Origin of the sequence: Nocardioides eburneiflavus (assembly GCF_004785795.1) — a bacterium.
In the GTDB taxonomy this organism is placed as follows: Bacteria; Actinomycetota; Actinomycetes; order Propionibacteriales; family Nocardioidaceae; genus Nocardioides; species Nocardioides eburneiflavus.
In genome coordinates this window covers 2843813-2860505 of record NZ_SRRO01000001.1, presented here as the reverse complement: position 1 = coordinate 2860505, position 16693 = coordinate 2843813, and the positions used below count along the sequence as shown (strand labels likewise).

The window sequence follows — 16693 nt, the reverse complement described above, 5'->3', positions numbered from 1 at the left end:
AGGACGAGCCCGCCCCTGCATTTGCGTGCGTGTGGGACTAGCCTTGTGGGCGCCCTTGAACGGGCACAGTTGTCAAACCTTGCGCGATGATCCTGGAAGAGGCGAAACAAGCGTGGCGCAGTCCCCGAACGGGCAGTCCGGCAACCAGTCCTCGGTTGCACCGTCATCTGATCTGGGAGCCAACGAGTGGCTCGTGGAGGAGATGAAGGAGCAGTACGACAAGGACCCCGCGAGCGTGGGTCCGGAGTGGGCGAAGTACTTCGGCAACGGGAGCCCCGCGGCGACCGAGAAGGCCAAGGAGCCGGCCCGGGCCGCTGCCCCGGCAGCCCAGCCCGCCACCCGGTCCGCCGACAAGCACGCTGAGAAGGCTGCCGACAAGCCCGCCGACAAGCCCGCCGGGAGGCCCGCCGCCACCTCCACTGCCAAGTCCACGCCCCGACCCGCGGCCGCCGCCGACGAGCCCGCCAAGGGCACCAGCAAGCCGGTCGCCAAGGACCCCACGCCCGCGGCTCCGAGCCCGGCGAGCGACGAGCCGACCTACACCGTGCTGCGCGGCGCCCCGGCGCGGACGGCCGCCAACATGGACGCCTCGCTCTCCGTGCCGACCGCCACCTCGGTGCGCTCCCTGCCGGTCAAGCTGCTGTGGGACAACCGCACCGTCATCAACAACCACCTCGCCCGTGCGCGCGGCGGCAAGGTCTCCTTCACCCACATCATCGGCTTCGCCCTCGTCAAGGCGCTGCGCTCGATGCCGGAGATGAACGTCGGCTACGAGGTCCGCGACGGCAAGCCCCACCTGATCACGCCGGCCCACATCAACCTCGGCCTCGCCATCGACATGCAGAAGCCCGACGGCACCCGCCAGCTGCTCGTGCCCAACATCAAGGGCGCCGAGGCGATGGACTTCGCCGCCTTCTGGACCGCCTACGAGGACATGGTCCGCAAGGCGCGCGACGGCAAGCTCACCGTCGCCGACTTCCAGGGCACCACCATGTCCCTGACCAACCCCGGCGGCATCGGCACCGTGCACTCCGTGCCGCGACTGATGTCCGGGCAGGGCGCGATCATCGGCGTCGGCGCGATGGAGTACCCGCCGGAGTGGCAGGGCGCCTCCGAGGAGGCGATCAACCGCAACGCCATCAGCAAGGCGATGACGCTGACCTCGACCTACGACCACCGCGTCATCCAGGGCGCCCAGTCGGGCGAGTTCCTCAAGCGCGTGCACGGCCTGCTGCTCGGCGAGAACGACTTCTTCGACGAGATCTTCCGCTCGCTGCGCATCCCCTACGAGCCGATCCGCTGGGCGCGCGACGTGGTGGCCAGCCACGACGACGACATCGTCAAGCAGGCCCGCATCCTCGAGCTGATCCACGCCTACCGGGTCCGCGGCCACCTGATGGCCGACACCGACCCCCTCGAGTACCGCCAGCGCAGCCACCCCGACCTCGAGGTGGAGTCGCACGGGCTGACCCTGTGGGACCTCGACCGCGAGTTCGCGACCGGGTCGTTCGGTGGCGAGGGCCGTCGGTTCATGAAGCTGCGCAACATCCTCGGGATCCTGCGCGACTCCTACTGCCGCACAACCGGCATCGAGTACATGCACATCATGGATCCCGACCAGCGCAAGTGGATCCAGGAGCGCGTCGAGCAGCCGCACGTGAAGCCGCCCCGCGAGGAGCAGCTGCGGATCCTGCTCAAGCTCAACCAGGCCGAGGCGTTCGAGACGTTCCTCCAGACGAAGTTCGTCGGGCAGAAGCGCTTCAGCCTCGAGGGCGGCGAGACGACCATCCCCCTGATCGACGAGATCTGCGAGGCCGCCGCCGAGGCCGGCCTCGACGAGGTGACGATGGGCATGGCCCACCGGGGTCGGCTCAACGTGCTCGCCAACATCGTCGGCAAGAAGTACAGCCAGATCTTCCGTGAGTTCGAGGGCAACATCGACCCCCGCACGGTGCAGGGCTCGGGCGACGTGAAGTACCACCTCGGCGCCGAGGGCGAGTTCATCGCCGGCTCGGGCGACCGGATCAAGGTCTCCGTCGCGGCGAACCCCTCGCACCTCGAGGCGGTCAACCCGGTCCTGGAGGGCATCGCCCGCGCCAAGCAGGACATCCTCGACCAGGGCGAGAAGTTCCCGGTGCTGCCCCTGCTGGTGCACGGCGACGCCGCGTTCGCCGGCCAGGGCGTGGTCGCCGAGACGCTCAACCTGTCGCAGCTGCGTGGCTACCGCACCGGCGGCACGGTGCACGTGGTCATCAACAACCAGGTCGGCTTCACCACCGCACCCGGCTCGTCGCGCTCCTCGCTCTACGCCACCGACGTGGCGCGGATGGTGCAGGCGCCGATCTTCCACGTCAACGGCGACGACCCGGAGGCCTGCATCCGCGTGGCGCGGCTGGCCTTCGACTACCGCCAGGCGTTCAACAAGGACGTCGTGATCGACCTCGTGTGCTACCGCCGGCGCGGCCACAACGAGGGCGACGACCCGTCCTACACCCAGCCGCTCATGTACGACCTGATCGAGCAGAAGCGCTCCGTGCGCAAGCTCTACACCGAGTCGCTCATCGGCCGCGGCGACATCACGGTCGAGGAGGCCGAGCAGGTCCTCAAGGACTACCAGCAGCAGCTCGAGCGGGTCTTCACCGAGGTGCGCGAGGCCAGCTCGGAGGCGCCCACCGAGTGGACGACCGTCCCGGACTACCCCGACAAGCCGGCCGGCGACTTCTCCACCGCGGTCAGCCCCGAGGTGCTCAAGCGGATCGCCGACAGCTACGTCACGCCGCCGGAGGACTTCACCGTCCACCCCAAGGTGATGCCGCAGCTCCAGCGCCGCTCCGCGGCGATCACCGACGGCCCCATCGACTGGGGCACCGGTGAGATCCTCGCCTTCGGCTCGCTGCTGATGGACGGTCGCCCCGTACGCCTGGCCGGCCAGGACTCGCGCCGCGGCACCTTCGTGTCGCGGTTCGCCACGATCATCGACCGCACCAACGCCGACGAGTGGACGCCGCTGACCAACCTCACCGAGGACCAGGCGAAGTTCTACGTCTACGACTCGCTGCTCTCCGAGTACGCCGCGCTCGGCTTCGAGTACGGCTACTCCGTCGCCCGCCCCGAGGCGCTCGTGCTCTGGGAGGCCCAGTTCGGCGACTTCGTCAACGGCGCGCAGACCGTCATCGACGAGTTCATCTCCGCGGGCGAGACCAAGTGGCGCCAGCAGTCCGGTGTCGTCCTGCTGCTCCCCCACGGCTACGAGGGCCAGGGCCCCGACCACAGCTCGGCGCGCATCGAGCGCTTCCTGACGATGTGCGCCGAGGACGCCATGGTGGTGGCGCAGCCCTCGACGCCCGCGTCCTACTTCCACCTGCTGCGGCAGCACTCGCTCGGCGAGGAGCACCGCCCCCTCATCGTCTTCACGCCGAAGTCGATGCTCAAGCGCAAGGAGGCCGCCTCGCAGCCGGCCGACTTCGTCGGCGACACCACCTTCCGCGCGTTCATCGGCGACGACGCTGCCGACCGCGACAAGGTCGAGACGCTGATCCTGTGCTCGGGCCGGGTGACGTGGGACCTCATGGTGGAGCGCGGCAAGCGCGACAGCGGTGACACCTTCGCGATCGGTCGGGTGGAACGCCTCTACCCGAACCCGGTCGAGGAGATCCGGGCCGAGGTCGCCAAGTACCCCAACCTCAAGGCCATCCGCTGGGTGCAGGACGAGCCCCGCAACATGGGCCCGTGGCCGCACTACCAGCTCACCGTGTGGCCGCAGCTCGACATGGTGGTCGAGCCGATCACCCGCCCCGCCTCGGCCTCGCCGTCGGTGGGCACGATCAAGCGCCACGTGGAGGAGCAGAAGGCACTGCTCGACGCGGCCTTCGAGTCGCCCCACGGTCGCGGCACCGACTACTGAGACGGAGCCGGGGCCGTGTACTTCACCGACCGCGGGATCGAGGAGCTCGAGCGGCGCCGGGGTGACGAGGAAGTCACCCTGGCCTGGCTCGCCGAGCAGCTGCAGGCCTTCGTCGACGCCCACCCCGACTTCGAGGTGCCGATCGAGCGGCTGGCGACCTGGCTGGCGAGGCTCGACGACCCGGAGGACTGAGGGCGGCCGAGCGGCTCAGGCCGCGACCGGGCGTACGGTCTTGCGCTCCCCGGACGGCTTCGGCTGCCGGTCCGGCAGCGCGAGGCGGCAGATCTTCCGTGCCACGCTCGCCAGCTGCCGACGCAGCGGTCCCGTCGTGTACTCGATCCCGTAGCGCTCGCGGATCTCGCGCACCTCGGGAGCGATCTCGGGGTAGCGCCTGGCCGGCAGGTCGGGGAACAGGTGGTGCTCGATCTGGTGGCTGAGGTTGCCCGACAGGACGTGGAAGAGCGGGCCGCCGGAGATGTTGGCCGAGCCGAGCACCTGCCGGTAGTACCAGTGGCCGCGCGACTCGTCCGCGCACTCCTCCTCGCTGAACGTCTCGGCGCCGGCCGGGAAGTGGCCGCAGAAGATGATGTTGAACGCCCAGACGTTGCGGACCAGGTTGGCCGTCGCGTTGCCCACGAAGGTCAGCGGGAACAGCGGGCCGGTGAGCGCCGGGAAGAGCAGGTAGTCCTTGAGCGCCTGCCGCCTCACCTTGCGCATGATCCCGGCATGCAGCGCCTTGTTGTCCTCCATCGTCCGCGTGCCCTTGACGATGTTCTCCACCTTGAGGTCGTGCATGGCCACGCCCCACTCGAAGAAGACCATCAGCAGCAGGGCGTAGACCGGGTTGCCGAGGTAGTAGGGGTGCCACTCCTGGTCCTCGTCCATCCGCAGGATGCCGTAGCCGATGTCGCGGTCCTTCCCCAGGATGTTGGTGAAGGTGTGGTGGACATAGTTGTGGGAGTACTTCCACTGCTCGCTTGGGCACACGTTGTCCCACTCGTAGATCCGCGAGTTCAGGTGCGGGTCGCCCATCCAGTCGTACTGGCCGTGCATCACGTTGTGCCCGACCTCCATGTTCTCGAGGATCTTGGAGACCGAGAGGGCGGCCACGGCGAGCGGCCAGGCCGGCGGGAGGTAGAACAGCGCGCGGCCGAGCACCTCGAGCTGCTGCTGGCGCTTGACGATGCCACGGATGTACGCCGCGTCGTCCTCGCCGAGGTCGTCGAGGATGCGACGGCGCAGCGCGTCCATCTCCTCGCCGAACGCGTCCAGCTGGTCGGGAGTCAGGTGGGGCTTCATGGTGGGTCCTTCCTTCACAGGTCGACGACGCAGTCGCCGACGGGGGCGGAGACGCAGATCTGGATGTCCTCGTCGGGCAGCGAGGTCTCGGCGCCGGAGAGGACGTTGCGCACGGTGCCCTCGGACTTGCGGGTGGTGCAGGAGAAGCAGATGCCCATCCGGCAGCCGTACGCCGGGCTCAGGCCGGCGTCCTCGGCCTGCTCGAGGATGGAGGCGCCGGTGTTGGCGACCCGCAGGGCCGCGCCGGCGAACACGACGTCGCCCTCGGCGCTTCGGCTGGCCGTCACCGGCGGCTTGAAGTGCTCGAGCCGCAGGCGCGGGCTCTCGCCGTACGCCGCCCGCACCAGCTCCATCATCCCGGCGGGCCCGCAGGCCCACGTGTCGATGGCGCGGAACCCGGGCGCCAGGCGGTGCAGGTCGAGCTCGCTGAAGCGGGCGTCGCCGTGGCGCAGGTGCACCGTCACGTCGTTGTCGTCCGCGGCGATCCGGGCCAGCTCGCCAGCGTAGATCTGGTCGTCGGCGGACCGGGCGTAGTGCACGAACGTCACCGGACGTCCTGCGCGACCGTCGTAGCCGTCGCGCAGCAGCGTGCGCAGCATCGACATGGCCGGCGTGATGCCGGAACCACCGGTGATGAAGAGCAGCGGGTCGATGCCGGGGGTGGCGGGGCTGACCGGCAGCGTGAAGCCGCCCTGCGCCTGGGACAGGTGGAGCAGCAGGCCGGGCTCGGCGTCGACGAGGTGCCTGCTCACCTGGCCGTCGGCGTGGGAGCGGACGGTCAGCGTGATCTCCTCCCCGGGTCCCGAGGCGGCAGAGGAGATCGAGAAGCAGCGGGTCATCCGCCGCGCCGAGCCCGGCAGGTCGAGGCCCACCTGGACGTACTGCCCGGCGCGGTGGCCGCGCCAGGTGGCGGTGGGCCGGAGCGTCAGGGTGGCGACGGGAGCGCCCGGGGTGTCGGTCTCGCGTCGTACGTCGACGACGCGGGCCCGCACCTCGTGCGCTGCCCACATCGGGTTGATGCGCGAGAGGTAGTGGTCGACCCCGTGCGGCGAGGCCAGTGCGGCCGTGGTCCGCGAGCGGGCGACCCGGTCGAGCAAGGTCATCGCGACTCCCTGAGTGAACGTCTGTTCACTCAAATATGACCGCGTCGCGCCCCGGTGTCAACGACCTCGCGCGTGATCCGGCGCACGGTGCGTGCACATGCGTGCACATTCACCCTGCACCGCGTGCCCTACGATCTCGGCATGCCTCGCGTCGAGCCCACGGACCCGGACGCGCCCGAGCCGGAGGCGGATCCAGGCCCGGACCCGACGTCGGAGTCGCGAGCCGAGCGCAAGGAACGCACCCGCCGCGCGATCCTCGACGCCGCGCTCGCGCTGGCCGCCGACTCCAACCTCGCGGCGATCTCGCTGCGGCAGGTCGCCAAGCAGGTCGGGGTGGTGCCGACGGCCTTCTACCGCCACTTCGGCTCGCTCGAGCTGCTCGGGCTCGCCCTGGTCGACGAGAGCTTCCGGTCGCTTCGCCTCATGCTGCTCGACGTGTGGCGGCACGCCCCCGAGTACCGCGACTTCATCGACGGCTCGCTGCCGATCGTCGCGCAGCACGTGCGGGAGAACCGCTCGCACTACGCCTTCATCGCGCGCGAGCGCACGGCCGGTCCCCCGCGGGTGCGCGAGGCGATCCGGCAGGAGATCGACCTGATCACCCGTGAGCTCGCCACCGACATCGCGCGCAGCGGGGCAGCCGAGCAGTACTCCAGCGCGGACATCGGTCTCCTGGCAGACCTCATCGTGTCCTTCGTGGTGACGATGGCCGAGCGGCTCGTCGACGACCCGGACGCCGAGGAACGCACGCTGGCGCAGGCGCGCACCCAGCTGCGGATGCTCCTCGTCGGGGCCCTCAACTGGCGCTCGCGCGAGCCCGCCGGCGACGGGTCCCACTGACATGGCTGCCCGCTCCTCCCTCGCCGACGACCTCGGCTACGCGCACTCGTCGGCCAACCCACTGCACCGGCTGGTCAGGTGGGGCGCTGGCACGCGCGCCGGCGGCTGGGTGTTCTCGCGCACGCTCCGTCACCTCGACGACGCCGTCGGCAGGCTCACGGGCGGACGCCACAGCGCGCCCGCCCTGATCGCCGGCCTCGCGGTCCTGGACGTGACGACGACGGGCCGGAAGTCCGGCCGGCGGCGTACGAGCCACCTGATCGCGACGCCGTACGCCGACGGGCTCGCCCTCCTCGGCACCAACTTCGGGCAGGCCGCGACGCCGGCGTGGGTGCACAACCTCGAGGCCGACCCGCGGGCGACCGTCACCTACCGCGGCCGGTCGCGCGACGTCGTCGCGCGCGCGGCCAGCGACACCGAGGCTGTCGAGGTCTTCGAGCGGGCGAGCCGCTTCTACCCCGGGTACGCCCGCTACCGCACGCGCGTCGGCGGGACCCGGAGGATCCGGGTGTTCGTGCTCGAGCGGACCTGACGGGTCGGTCAGGTGCCGGGGCGGGGCACGACGGGGCGTACGGTCACGTCGGGGATGGTGGCGTCGGCCGGCAGGTCGATCACGTGCAGCAGCGTGTCGACGACCGTGTGGGCGCTGATCCACCGGGAGGCGTCGTAGGTGCGCCCCTCCTGCTCGTGCACCTTCTCCTGCATCGGGGTCGCGGTGCGACTGGGGTAGACCGTGCTCACGCGTACGCCGTGCTCGACCTCCTCGGCTCGCAGCGAGTCGGCGAAGGCGCGGAGGCCGAACTTCGACGCGGCGTAGGCCGACCACTCCGCACTGGCGGTGAGGCCGGCGGAGGAGTTCACGAACACGATCGTGCCGCGGCCGGCACGTACGTGCGGGAGCAGCTCGCGGGTGAGCACGGCGGGAGCGGTGAGGTTGACCGTGACCTGCTCCTCCCAGTCGGCCAGCCGCAGCCGCTCGACGGGGGCGAGGTCCACGACCCCGGCGACGTGCACGAGGGAGTCGACCGGGCCGTCGACCTGCCGGCCGAGGCCGTTGAGGGTCCCCGGGTCGGCGAGGTCGGCGACGAGGAGCTGGGCGGCGGGGAAGGCGTCAGCGAGGTCACGGGCCCGTGCCTCGCTCCTGGCGAGCAGGACGAGGTCGTCCCCCCGGTCGGCGAGCCGCCGCGCCAGGGCCGCGCCGATGCCGGACCCGGCCCCGGTGAGGACGTGGCGCCGGCCGGTCATCGCGTGAAGACGATCTTGCCGAAGACGTCGCCCCCGGCCATCGCCGCGAAGCCGTCGCGTGCCTGGTCCATGGGGAGCGTACGGTCCACGAGGGGGCGCGTGCCGGTCGCGTCGAGGAACCGGACCAGCCGGTCGAGCTCGGCGCGAGTGCCCATCGTGGAGCCGATGACGGAGAGCTGCTTGAAGAAGACGTGGGTCAGGCCGGCGTCGCTGACGTCGGGCCCGGAGGTGGTGCCGCTGATGACGATGCGCCCGCCCGGACGCAGCGAACGGATCGAGTGGGTCCAGGTCGCCTTGCCGACGGTCTCCATCACCGCGTCGACCTTGACCGGCAGGCGGGCGCCGGACTCGAAGACCTCGTGCGCGCCGAGCTCGAGGGCCCGCTGGCGCTTGGACTCGTCTCGGCTCGTCGCCAGCACCGTGAGGCCTGCGGCGCGCCCCAGCGTGATGAGTGCCGTGGCGACGCCGCCGCCGGCACCCTGCACCAGCACGGTCTCGCCCGGCTGGCACGCGCCCTGCACGAAGAGCATCCGGTAGGCCGTCAGCCACGCGGTCGGCAGGCACGCGGCCTCCTCGAACGACAGCGACGCCGGCTTCGGGACGAGGTTGCGGCGCGGCACGACCACCAGGTCGGCGAAGGTGCCCTGGTGGCGCTCGGAGAGCAGCGACCGCCCGGGGTCGTCGGCCTCGTCACCGGTCCAGCGCGGGTCGCCGATGACGCCGTGCACGACGACCTCGTTGCCGTCCTCGTCGACGCCCGCCGCATCGCAGCCGAGGATCATCGGCAGCGCCTCCTGGCGCAGGCCCACCCCGCGCAGCGACCACAGGTCGTGGTGGTTGAGACTGGCAGCCTTGACCGTCACGGTGGCCCACCCGTCGGGAGCCTCGGGCGCGGGCCGGTCCCCCACCACCAGTCCGCTCAGCGGGTCGTCGGAGGAGAAGGACTCGGCGTAGACGGCGAACATGACCCGACCCTAGCGAGTGCCGGTCGTTATCCGGTTGCGGGTCCTCGGCCCGGACTGTTGGGTTGCCGGGTGAGCATCGACGTACGCCCCTCGGAGGACGCCGACACCTACCTGGCCACCGACCAGCTCGTCTGGTTCGCCGAGGTCACCGCCGCCGACGCCGACCACCTGCGACTCGGGCTGCCGGCCGACCAGCGCTTCGTGGTGGACCTCCCCGACGGTCCGTCGGACCTGCACGCCGGCATCTACGGCGTGCGCCCGATGGAGATGTCGCTGCCCGGCGGCGCCCTGGTCCCGATCGCCGGGCTCACCTGGGTCGGCGTGCACCCCGACGCCCGGCGCCGCGGGGTCCTCGCCGCGATGATGACCGACCACCTCTCCCGCACCCGCGACGCGGGGACCGCGATCTCGGCGCTGCACGCGAGCGAGGCGGCGATCTATGGCCGGTTCGGCTACGGCCTCGCCGTGCTGACCCACCAGGTCGACCTCGGCCGCGGCACCACGTTCACCGCGCCGCACCTCGAGGACGAGGCCGCCGGCATCACCACCCACGTTCTCGACATGGCCGCGCCGGGCGTGAGCGAGCGGATGCGCGCCTGCCAGCTGGCCGCCGCGCCCGACTTCCCCGGGACCATCGTCGGGTCGTCGGACTTCTTCACGCTCATGACGTCCGAGACGCCCGAGCAGCTGCGGGACAAGGAGCGGCGCCGTGTCCTCTTCGCCCGCCGCGACGGGGCCGACGTCGGCTACGTCGGGCTGCGGCGCGAGCACAAGTGGGCCGACGCACGCCCGTCCGGGACGGTCACCGTCGGCCAGTTCACCGGCGGGCCGGCCGCGCGGCTCGCCCTCGCCCGCCGGGTGGTCGACCTCGACCTGATGGGCACGACGAAGCTGGAGAACGTCGGCGTCGACGACCCGATCCTCGGCTGGGTCGGCGGCCCGCGCGGCACCGGCGACCTCAAGACCTGGGACAGCACGTGGGTCCGCCTCGTCGACCTCGAGGCAGCGTGGTCGCTGCGGTCGTACGAGTCGGACTGCGACGTCGTCGTCGAGGTCGCCGACCGGTACGCCCCCTGGAACGCCGGCCGCTGGCGGTTGCGGGCCTCCTCGGGCGCCGGCTCGGCCACGCGCTCCGACTCCCCCGCCGACATCGCGCTCGACGTGGCCGTGCTGGGTGCGGGCTACCTCGGGCACGGCATCGCCGGCCTGCTGCGCGCCGGGCTGGTGGCCGAGCACCGCCCCGGTGCGTACGCCGGGCTGGCGCGCGCGATGCGGACGGCGCTGGCCCCGGAGCCGTCGATCGGGTTCTAGGGGTCCGTGCCCGCCGCCCGATCAGCGGCAGACCCGTGCACGTGCGGCGCTCGTGGCCCTCTATCCGACGCGCCGAGGGGCCAGACCTGCCGCACGTGCGGCGGCCTCAGGCGAGCTCCAGGACCCCGTAGCCGAAGCCGTCGACCCGCACCCCCGCCGGACGCACCTCGACGCCCTCCCCCAGGAGCAGCCTTGCACCCTCGAGCCCGTCCAGCTCGACCTCGGCGGGCTCGCGGCGCGGGTTCACCACGACGACGTGGGAGTCGCCCCGGCGCCACGTGAAGGGGTAACCCTCGTGCAGGACGGTCGTCGGGGCGCGGCCGCCGAGCGCCGGGGTCGCGCGGCGCAGCGCGATCAGCCGGCGCACGAGGTGCAGCGTCGAGCCGGGGTCCTGCTCCTGCGCGCTGACGGTCGGGCGGTCGTCCGACGGGTCGATGGGCAGGTAGAGGTCCTCGGCGGCGGCCGAGGAGAAGCCCGCGTTCGGCGAGTCGTCCCACTGCATCGGCGTCCGGCACCCGGACCGGTTGTAGCCGGGGTTGCAGACCGCGCCCTCCACGTCGGGCAGGCCGGGCAGGTAGCGCATGCCGATCTCGTCGCCGTAGTAGAGCGAGGGGACGGTGCCCCAGGTGAACAGGAACGTCAGCGCCGCGCCGAGCTGCTCGGGCGTACGGGGGTCGGTGCGCAACCGGCTGAAGTCGTGGTCGGCGGTCCCCATCAGCACCGGCCGGGTCGGGTCGTCCGCCCTGGCCGCGGCCCAGCCGTCGAGGAAGGCATGGGTGGTGCCCCTGCCGTCCTCGTGGAAGAACGCCTCACCCGTCCGCTGGAAGGGCAGGACCCCCGCTCCCCCGTTGTCGAACAGGCTCGCGTGCTCGCCGTGGATCACGAGGAAGAAGTCGGCGTCGAACCCCGTGCCGAGACCGGTACGCGGCTCCTTGCCCTCCGGGACCAGCACCGCGTCGGGATGGGCCGTGGCCAGCCAGGCCTGGATGTCCCGCCAGACCTGCGTGGAGGCCACCCTCCCTGCGTTCTTGCCGCGGTCGTCCTTGACCAGCGAGAACGCCATGTCCACGCGGAACCCGGCGACGCCCCTGCTCAGCCAGAAGTCGAGCACCTCGCGCAGCATCGCCTTGTTGCGCACCGGTCCCGGGTCGTCGACCCCGTCACGCCACGGCTCGTCCTCCGGCGTCGCGGTCCACCCGAAGTTGAGCGCGGGCTGCTCGTCGTAGAAGTTCTTGAGGTACCAGCCCCGGCGGGGCCCCGGCGACGGCACCCACGCCGGTGTGCCGGGGACGCCGACCTCCCACGCCCAGGCCGGGAGCTCCTCGCACCACACGTAGCGGTCGCCCTCGGGGCTGGGGCCGTCCGCGTGGAGCTCGGCCTGGAACCACGGGTGCTCGATCGAGGTGTGGCCGGCGACCAGGTCGAGCAGCACCCGGATCCCTCGCCCGCGCGCCTCCTCGACCAGCTCGAGCAGGTCGTCGTTGGTCCCGTAGCGGGGCGCGACCTGCAGGTAGTCCGAGACGTCGTAGCCCGCGTCGACGAAGGGTGAGGCGAAGCACGGGTTGAACCAGACGGTGTCGACACCGAGCGACTCGATGTGGTCGAGGTGCTCGATGACGCCGCGGAGGTCGCCGATCCCGTCGCCGTCGGAGTCGGCGTAGGACTGCGGGTAGACCTCGTAGACGACGGCGTCGCGCAGCCAGTCGCCCGCCATCAGCGGCGCGCGACCCCGTCGGCACGGGCCGCGGCGGCCACGGCGTCGCGTACGGCTCCCGGCACCCGCGGGTCGAAGGGCGAGGGGATGATCATCTCCTCGCTCAGGGCGTCCCCGACCAGCTCGGCGAGCGCGGTGGCGGCGGCGACCTTCATCCCCTCGGTGATCGCGGTGGCGTGGACGTCGAAGGCACCTCGGAAGATGCCGGGGAAGGCCAGCACGTTGTTGATCTGGTTGGGGAAGTCCGAGCGGCCGGTGGCCACGACCCGGGCGTACTTGTGGGCCAGGTCGGGGTGCACCTCGGGCGTCGGGTTGGCGAGGCCGAAGATGATCGCGTCGTCGGCCATCGAGGCGACGATCTCCTCGGGCACCTGTCCGCCGGAGACGCCGATGTAGACGTCGGCGCCGGCCATCACGTCGGCGAGGGTGCCGCGGCGGCCGAAGTGGTCGGCGGTGTCGCGGGCGAGGGCGGCCTTGACCTCGGTGAGGTCGGCGCGCTCGGAGTTGAGCACGCCCTGCCGGTCGAGCACCGCGATGTCCTGGATGCCGGCCTCGAGCAGGATCCGGGCGACCGCGACGCCCGCGGCACCGGCACCCTGCACCACGACGCGTACGGTCGCGGCGTCGCGTCCCGTCAGCCGCAGCGCGTTGGTCAGCGCCGCGAGGGCGACCACGGCGGTGCCGTGCTGGTCGTCGTGGAAGACGGGGATGTCGAGACGCTCCTTGAGCCGCGCCTCGATCTCGAAGCAGCGGGGGGCGGAGATGTCCTCGAGGTTGATGCCGCCGAAGCTCGGGGCCAGCCGTACGACCGTCTCGATGATCTCCTCGACGTCGGTGGTGTCGAGGCAGATCGGCACGGCGTCGACGCCGCCGAACTGCTTGAACAGCACCGCCTTGCCCTCCATCACCGGCATCGCGGCGGCGGGGCCGATGTCACCGAGGCCGAGGACCGCGGTGCCGTCCGTGACCACGGCGACGGTGTTGGGCACCCAGGTGTAGTGCTGCGTCATCGACGGGTCCGCGGCGATGGCCTCGCACACTCGGGCGACGCCCGGGGTGTAGGCGAGCGACAGCTCCTCGGGCCCCGCCAGCGCGGCCGTCGACAGGATCTCCATCTTGCCGCCCACGTGCAGGTCGAACACGGGGTCGCCGGCGTGCGGATGCGTTGCCATGCCGGCGATACTCGCACAGCTCAGCGGCCCCGGAGCCGGCGTCCCATGCGAGGCGTTGGCCACACCCGCATCCCTACGACCCCCACGACCTCGCCCTCCGGCACCGCACCGCGGTGGCGGGAGTCGACCCCCTCGCCGGGGTTGTCGCTGAGCAGCCACCAGCCGGCTGCGCCGGAGCGTGTACGCCGCTCCTCGACCGCCCGCTTCACCGTCAGGGTCCCGTCCGCGAACCGGGCGACGACGAGGTCCCCCGGGCGCGGCCGGGCGCCGTGGCGCACGAGCAGGAGGTCGCCCTCGCGGAGCGTGGGGAGCATCGAGCGACCGCGGACGACGGCGGTCCCGAAGGGGGGTCGGACGCCACCCCGGACCCCCACACCCCTCGGGGCGAGACCCCGCTGCTGACGCCTCTCCACGCGGAGTAGTGTCGCAGCAGTTGCACACCTTCCCGATCGAGAGGAACCCGATGCTTCGCCACCTGCTCGCCCCCACCGTCGAGGTCTCCGCGCACTGCGACCTTCCCTGCGGCGTCTACGACCCCGCCCAGGCCCGCATCGAGGCCGAGTCGATCAAGGCGATCATCGCCAAGGTCGCCGACAACGACGACCCCGACTTCCGCACCCGCGCGGTCCTCATCAAGGAGCAGCGCTCCGAGCTCGTCAAGCACCACCTGTGGGTGCTGTGGACCGACTACTTCAAGCCCCCGCACTTCGAGAAGTACCCGCAGCTGCACACGCTGGTCAACGAGGCCACCAAGCTGGCCGGCGCCTCCGGCACCAAGGGGGAGCTCGACGCGGCCAAGGCCGACGAGCTGCTCGCCAAGATCGACGAGATCGCCGAGATCTTCTGGGAGACGAAGAAGGCCTGAGCAGGCGCGACGGAGTCGCGGCTGCTCAGGCCTTCTTCTGAGCCGCTTGCGGCTACGCACCTTCTGAGCCGCTTGCGGCTACGCACCTTCTGAGCCGCTTGCGGGTTCGCCGCTCTCCTCCCCTCGACGCCGCACCGACCTCCGGGTCGGTGCGGCGTTCGTGCTCCCGGGTGCCGCCCCGCTGGCTAGGCTCCGGCCAGCAGACGGGAGGCGCGATGATCGAGCAGGTCACCCTGCGCGACGGCACCGACGCCTTCGTCGTGCCCCTCGAGCGGACGGACCGCGCGCAGCTGGTCGCTGAGTTCGAGCACCTGTCACCCGAGTCGCAGCGCCGCAGGTTCCTGGCGCCCGTACACCACCTGTCGGACGCGATGCTGGACCACCTGGTCGACCACGTGGACGGGATCGACCACGTGGCGCTGGTGCTGTGCCCGAGACGGCGCACGACGTCTACGACCCGGTGGCGCTGGCGCGCATCGCGCGCTACGCCGACGCCGCCGAAGCCGCCGACCTGGCCGTGACCGTGAAAGGACGAGAGTGGGTGCGCGATCCTCGGCACCGCCGGGCGCTGCACGCCAGGGACCAGGTCTGTCCCTGGTTCCACTGACCGGTGACGCGCGACCCTCAGGCCATCCCGCCACCCAACGCGCCACCGGGTCCCTTCGCCACCGAACCGACGGTGTGGTCCTCCTTGCCGCACCTCAGGCAGCGCAGGAACATGCCCGCCCGCTCGCCGTCCGAGCCGACGGGGTAGGCGATCTTCTTCCACTCGTGGTCCAGCAGCTTGCAGACCGTGAATCGCTTGAGCTGCTGCACGCGACTCACCTCCTCCCACACTCATGGTGCTGCGGACCGCAGGCAGCCACCAGCAGTGGGGGCGAGCGGACTGGACCGCCTCCGACGCTGGTCGGCGTCCCGCGAGTGCCCTGCTCCCGCCCCCACGGCTGAGCGGCCCGGTTAGTGTGTGCCGAGCACATCGGCCTCGAGGACGGGACACTGACGCAGATGGCAGATCACACGGGGGGCGCTCGCGCCGACGTCGAGCTGCGGCTGCCCGCCGAGGGCGCCTACGCGACGATCGTCCGCACCACGGCGGCCGGCCTCGCTGCGAGGCTGGACTTCACCATCGACGACATCGAGGACCTGCGCATCGCCATCGGCGAGGCGAGCGCCCTCGTGATCCCCGAGGCCGACCCCGGCACCGACCTCGTGGCCTGCTTCTGGTTCGGGGGCGGCTCGATGACGGTCGAGCTCGAGACCGAGGCCGTGGACGACCCCCCGCTCGACACCGAGAGCTTCGCCTGGCAGGTGCTCGACACGATGGCGCAGGACGCGTCGGCAGGATCGGAGGGTGGACGCTTCCGCGTCCGCTTCACGGTCACGTCGGCGACCGCTGCGGGAATGACAGGTGCCGAGCTCTGACATGAGCGCAGACACGGGGGGCATGGGGGACGGGACCGCGGTGCACGCCGCGGTCGAACGCGAGGTCGACGATGACGTCGTGCCCAGCGGTCTCGAGCACGTGCGCGCGCGCAGCGCCGAGCTCTTCTCGGTGCTGCGCGACGAGGGGGAGGGCCCCGCCGCGCGGTCGGTGGCGCGCGACGACCTGGTGCACCTCCACCTGTCACTGGTCGAGCACTGCGCACGCCGCTTCCGCAACCGCGGCGAGCCCCACGAGGACCTCGTGCAGGTCGGCACCATCGGGCTGATCAAGGCGGTCGACCGCTTCGAGACCGACCGCGGCGTCGAGTTCTCCACCTACGCCACGCCGACGGTCATCGGCGAGATCAAGCGCCACTTCCGCGACAAAGGCTGGGCGATCCGGGTTCCTCGGCGCCTGCAGGAGCTGCGGATGCAGATCGGCGGGGCCACCGGCGAGCTGACCCAGAAGCTGGGCCGCTCCCCCACCCCCCGCGAGCTGGCCGAGGCGATCGGCTGCACGGTCGAGGAGGTCATGGAAGGGATCGAGTCCTCCCACGCCTACTCCACGCTCTCCCTCGACGCCTCCGACGACAACGACGACGGTCCCCCGGCGATCCTGGCCGGCCTCGGGGTCGAGGACTCCAACATCGAGCACGTCGAGGTGCGCGAGTCGATCAAGCCGCTCCTCGAGGGCCTCGGCGAGCGTGAGAAGCGGATCCTGCTGCTGCGCTTCTTCAAGAACATGACGCAGTCGCAGATCGCCGAGGAGATCGGCGTCTCCCAGATGCACGTGTCCCGGTTGCTCACCCGCACGCTCGCCCAGCTGCGTACGTCCCTCGAGGCCGACTGAGCC

The 16693-nt window shown here is 71.6% G+C and carries 17 protein-coding genes; 9 read left to right on the top strand and 8 right to left on the bottom strand.

Going from position 1 to position 16693, the window contains the following annotated elements; all coding sequences use genetic code 11:
* Positions 1–112: 112 nt before the first annotated feature.
* Both EXE59_RS13460 and EXE59_RS23805 read left to right on the top strand, forming a co-directional pair.
* Entirely contained in the window at positions 113–3904 is a 3792-nt protein-coding gene (locus EXE59_RS13460) for a multifunctional oxoglutarate decarboxylase/oxoglutarate dehydrogenase thiamine pyrophosphate-binding subunit/dihydrolipoyllysine-residue succinyltransferase subunit (RefSeq protein WP_135839363.1), read from the top strand.
* Positions 3905–3919: 15 nt separating this feature from the next.
* Positions 3920–4096 carry a DUF6104 family protein gene (locus EXE59_RS23805; protein ID WP_168218509.1) on the top strand — a complete coding sequence of 59 codons (177 nt, stop codon included), beginning with the start codon at positions 3920–3922 and terminating at the stop codon, positions 4094–4096.
* A gap of 15 nt (positions 4097–4111) precedes the next feature.
* Here the strand turns inward: EXE59_RS23805 and EXE59_RS13455 are convergent, their stop codons facing one another.
* Together EXE59_RS13455 and EXE59_RS13450 are read right to left on the bottom strand one after the other, a co-directional pair.
* Entirely contained in the window at positions 4112–5203 is a 1092-nt protein-coding gene (locus EXE59_RS13455) for a fatty acid desaturase family protein (RefSeq protein ID WP_135839362.1), read from the bottom strand.
* Positions 5204–5217: 14 nt separating this feature from the next.
* Positions 5218–6306 (bottom strand): flavin reductase family protein, encoded by a 1089-nt coding sequence (locus EXE59_RS13450; RefSeq protein WP_135839361.1) that lies wholly within the window; start codon positions 6304–6306, stop codon positions 5218–5220.
* Positions 6307–6447: 141 nt separating this feature from the next.
* On the opposite strand from EXE59_RS13450, the gene EXE59_RS13445 reads away from it, so the two are divergent.
* Positions 6448–7146 carry a TetR family transcriptional regulator gene (locus EXE59_RS13445; RefSeq protein WP_135839360.1) on the top strand — a complete coding sequence of 233 codons (699 nt, stop codon included), beginning with the start codon at positions 6448–6450 and terminating at the stop codon, positions 7144–7146.
* 1 nt (position 7147) lies between these two features.
* Positions 7148–7678 carry a nitroreductase family deazaflavin-dependent oxidoreductase gene (locus EXE59_RS13440; RefSeq protein ID WP_135839359.1) on the top strand — a complete coding sequence of 177 codons (531 nt, stop codon included), beginning with the start codon at positions 7148–7150 and terminating at the stop codon, positions 7676–7678.
* 8 nt (positions 7679–7686) lie between these two features.
* On the opposite strand, the gene EXE59_RS13435 is transcribed toward EXE59_RS13440, so the two are convergent.
* The gene (locus tag EXE59_RS13435) at positions 7687–8391 is read right to left on the bottom strand and encodes an SDR family oxidoreductase (RefSeq protein WP_135839358.1); all 705 of its coding nucleotides are present in this window, start codon (positions 8389–8391) and stop codon (positions 7687–7689) included.
* Positions 8388–9356: a zinc-binding dehydrogenase gene (locus tag EXE59_RS13430; protein ID WP_135839357.1), complete on the bottom strand. Its 969-nt coding sequence runs from the start codon at positions 9354–9356 to the stop codon at positions 8388–8390. Before EXE59_RS13430 ends, EXE59_RS13435 begins: the two co-directional genes overlap by 4 nt.
* A 69-nt stretch (positions 9357–9425) precedes the next feature.
* Here EXE59_RS13430 and EXE59_RS13425 point away from each other — a divergent pair, with 69 nt between their 5' ends.
* On the top strand, positions 9426–10667 hold the full coding sequence (locus tag EXE59_RS13425; protein WP_168218508.1) for a GNAT family N-acetyltransferase: 1242 nt from the start codon (positions 9426–9428) through the stop codon (positions 10665–10667).
* 106 nt (positions 10668–10773) lie between these two features.
* On the opposite strand, the gene EXE59_RS13420 is transcribed toward EXE59_RS13425, so the two are convergent.
* From EXE59_RS13420 to EXE59_RS13410, 3 genes are read right to left on the bottom strand one after another with little or no spacing between them, the layout of a single operon-like run.
* Positions 10774–12381: an alpha-amylase family glycosyl hydrolase gene (locus EXE59_RS13420; protein ID WP_135839355.1), complete on the bottom strand. Its 1608-nt coding sequence runs from the start codon at positions 12379–12381 to the stop codon at positions 10774–10776.
* Complete coding sequence (locus tag EXE59_RS13415) at positions 12381–13553, bottom strand: NAD(P)-dependent malic enzyme (protein ID WP_135839354.1); 1173 nt, start codon at positions 13551–13553, stop codon at positions 12381–12383. Before EXE59_RS13415 ends, EXE59_RS13420 begins: the two co-directional genes overlap by 1 nt.
* A gap of 20 nt (positions 13554–13573) precedes the next feature.
* Positions 13574–13927 carry a S24 family peptidase gene (locus EXE59_RS13410; RefSeq protein ID WP_281280342.1) on the bottom strand — a complete coding sequence of 118 codons (354 nt, stop codon included), beginning with the start codon at positions 13925–13927 and terminating at the stop codon, positions 13574–13576.
* Positions 13928–14016: 89 nt separating this feature from the next.
* Between EXE59_RS13410 and sodN the strand changes: the two genes are divergently transcribed.
* Together sodN and EXE59_RS13400 are read left to right on the top strand one after the other, a co-directional pair.
* Positions 14017–14418, top strand: a complete 402-nt coding sequence (sodN, locus tag EXE59_RS13405; RefSeq protein ID WP_135839352.1) for a superoxide dismutase, Ni — start codon at positions 14017–14019, stop codon at positions 14416–14418.
* Positions 14419–14633: 215 nt separating this feature from the next.
* A complete protein-coding gene (locus tag EXE59_RS13400) occupies positions 14634–14939 on the top strand; it encodes a hypothetical protein (protein ID WP_135839351.1) in 306 nt (101 codons plus the stop codon).
* A gap of 103 nt (positions 14940–15042) precedes the next feature.
* Here EXE59_RS13400 and EXE59_RS13395 read toward each other — a convergent pair whose 3' ends face one another.
* Positions 15043–15234, bottom strand: a complete 192-nt coding sequence (locus EXE59_RS13395) for a hypothetical protein (protein WP_135839350.1) — start codon at positions 15232–15234, stop codon at positions 15043–15045.
* A gap of 189 nt (positions 15235–15423) precedes the next feature.
* Here EXE59_RS13395 and EXE59_RS13390 point away from each other — a divergent pair, with 189 nt between their 5' ends.
* Together EXE59_RS13390 and EXE59_RS13385 are read left to right on the top strand one after the other, a co-directional pair.
* Entirely contained in the window at positions 15424–15840 is a 417-nt protein-coding gene (locus tag EXE59_RS13390) for an ATP-binding protein (protein ID WP_135839349.1), read from the top strand.
* Position 15841: 1 nt separating this feature from the next.
* The gene (locus EXE59_RS13385) at positions 15842–16690 is read left to right on the top strand and encodes an RNA polymerase sigma factor SigF (RefSeq protein WP_135839348.1); all 849 of its coding nucleotides are present in this window, start codon (positions 15842–15844) and stop codon (positions 16688–16690) included.
* Positions 16691–16693: the final 3 nt, after the last annotated feature.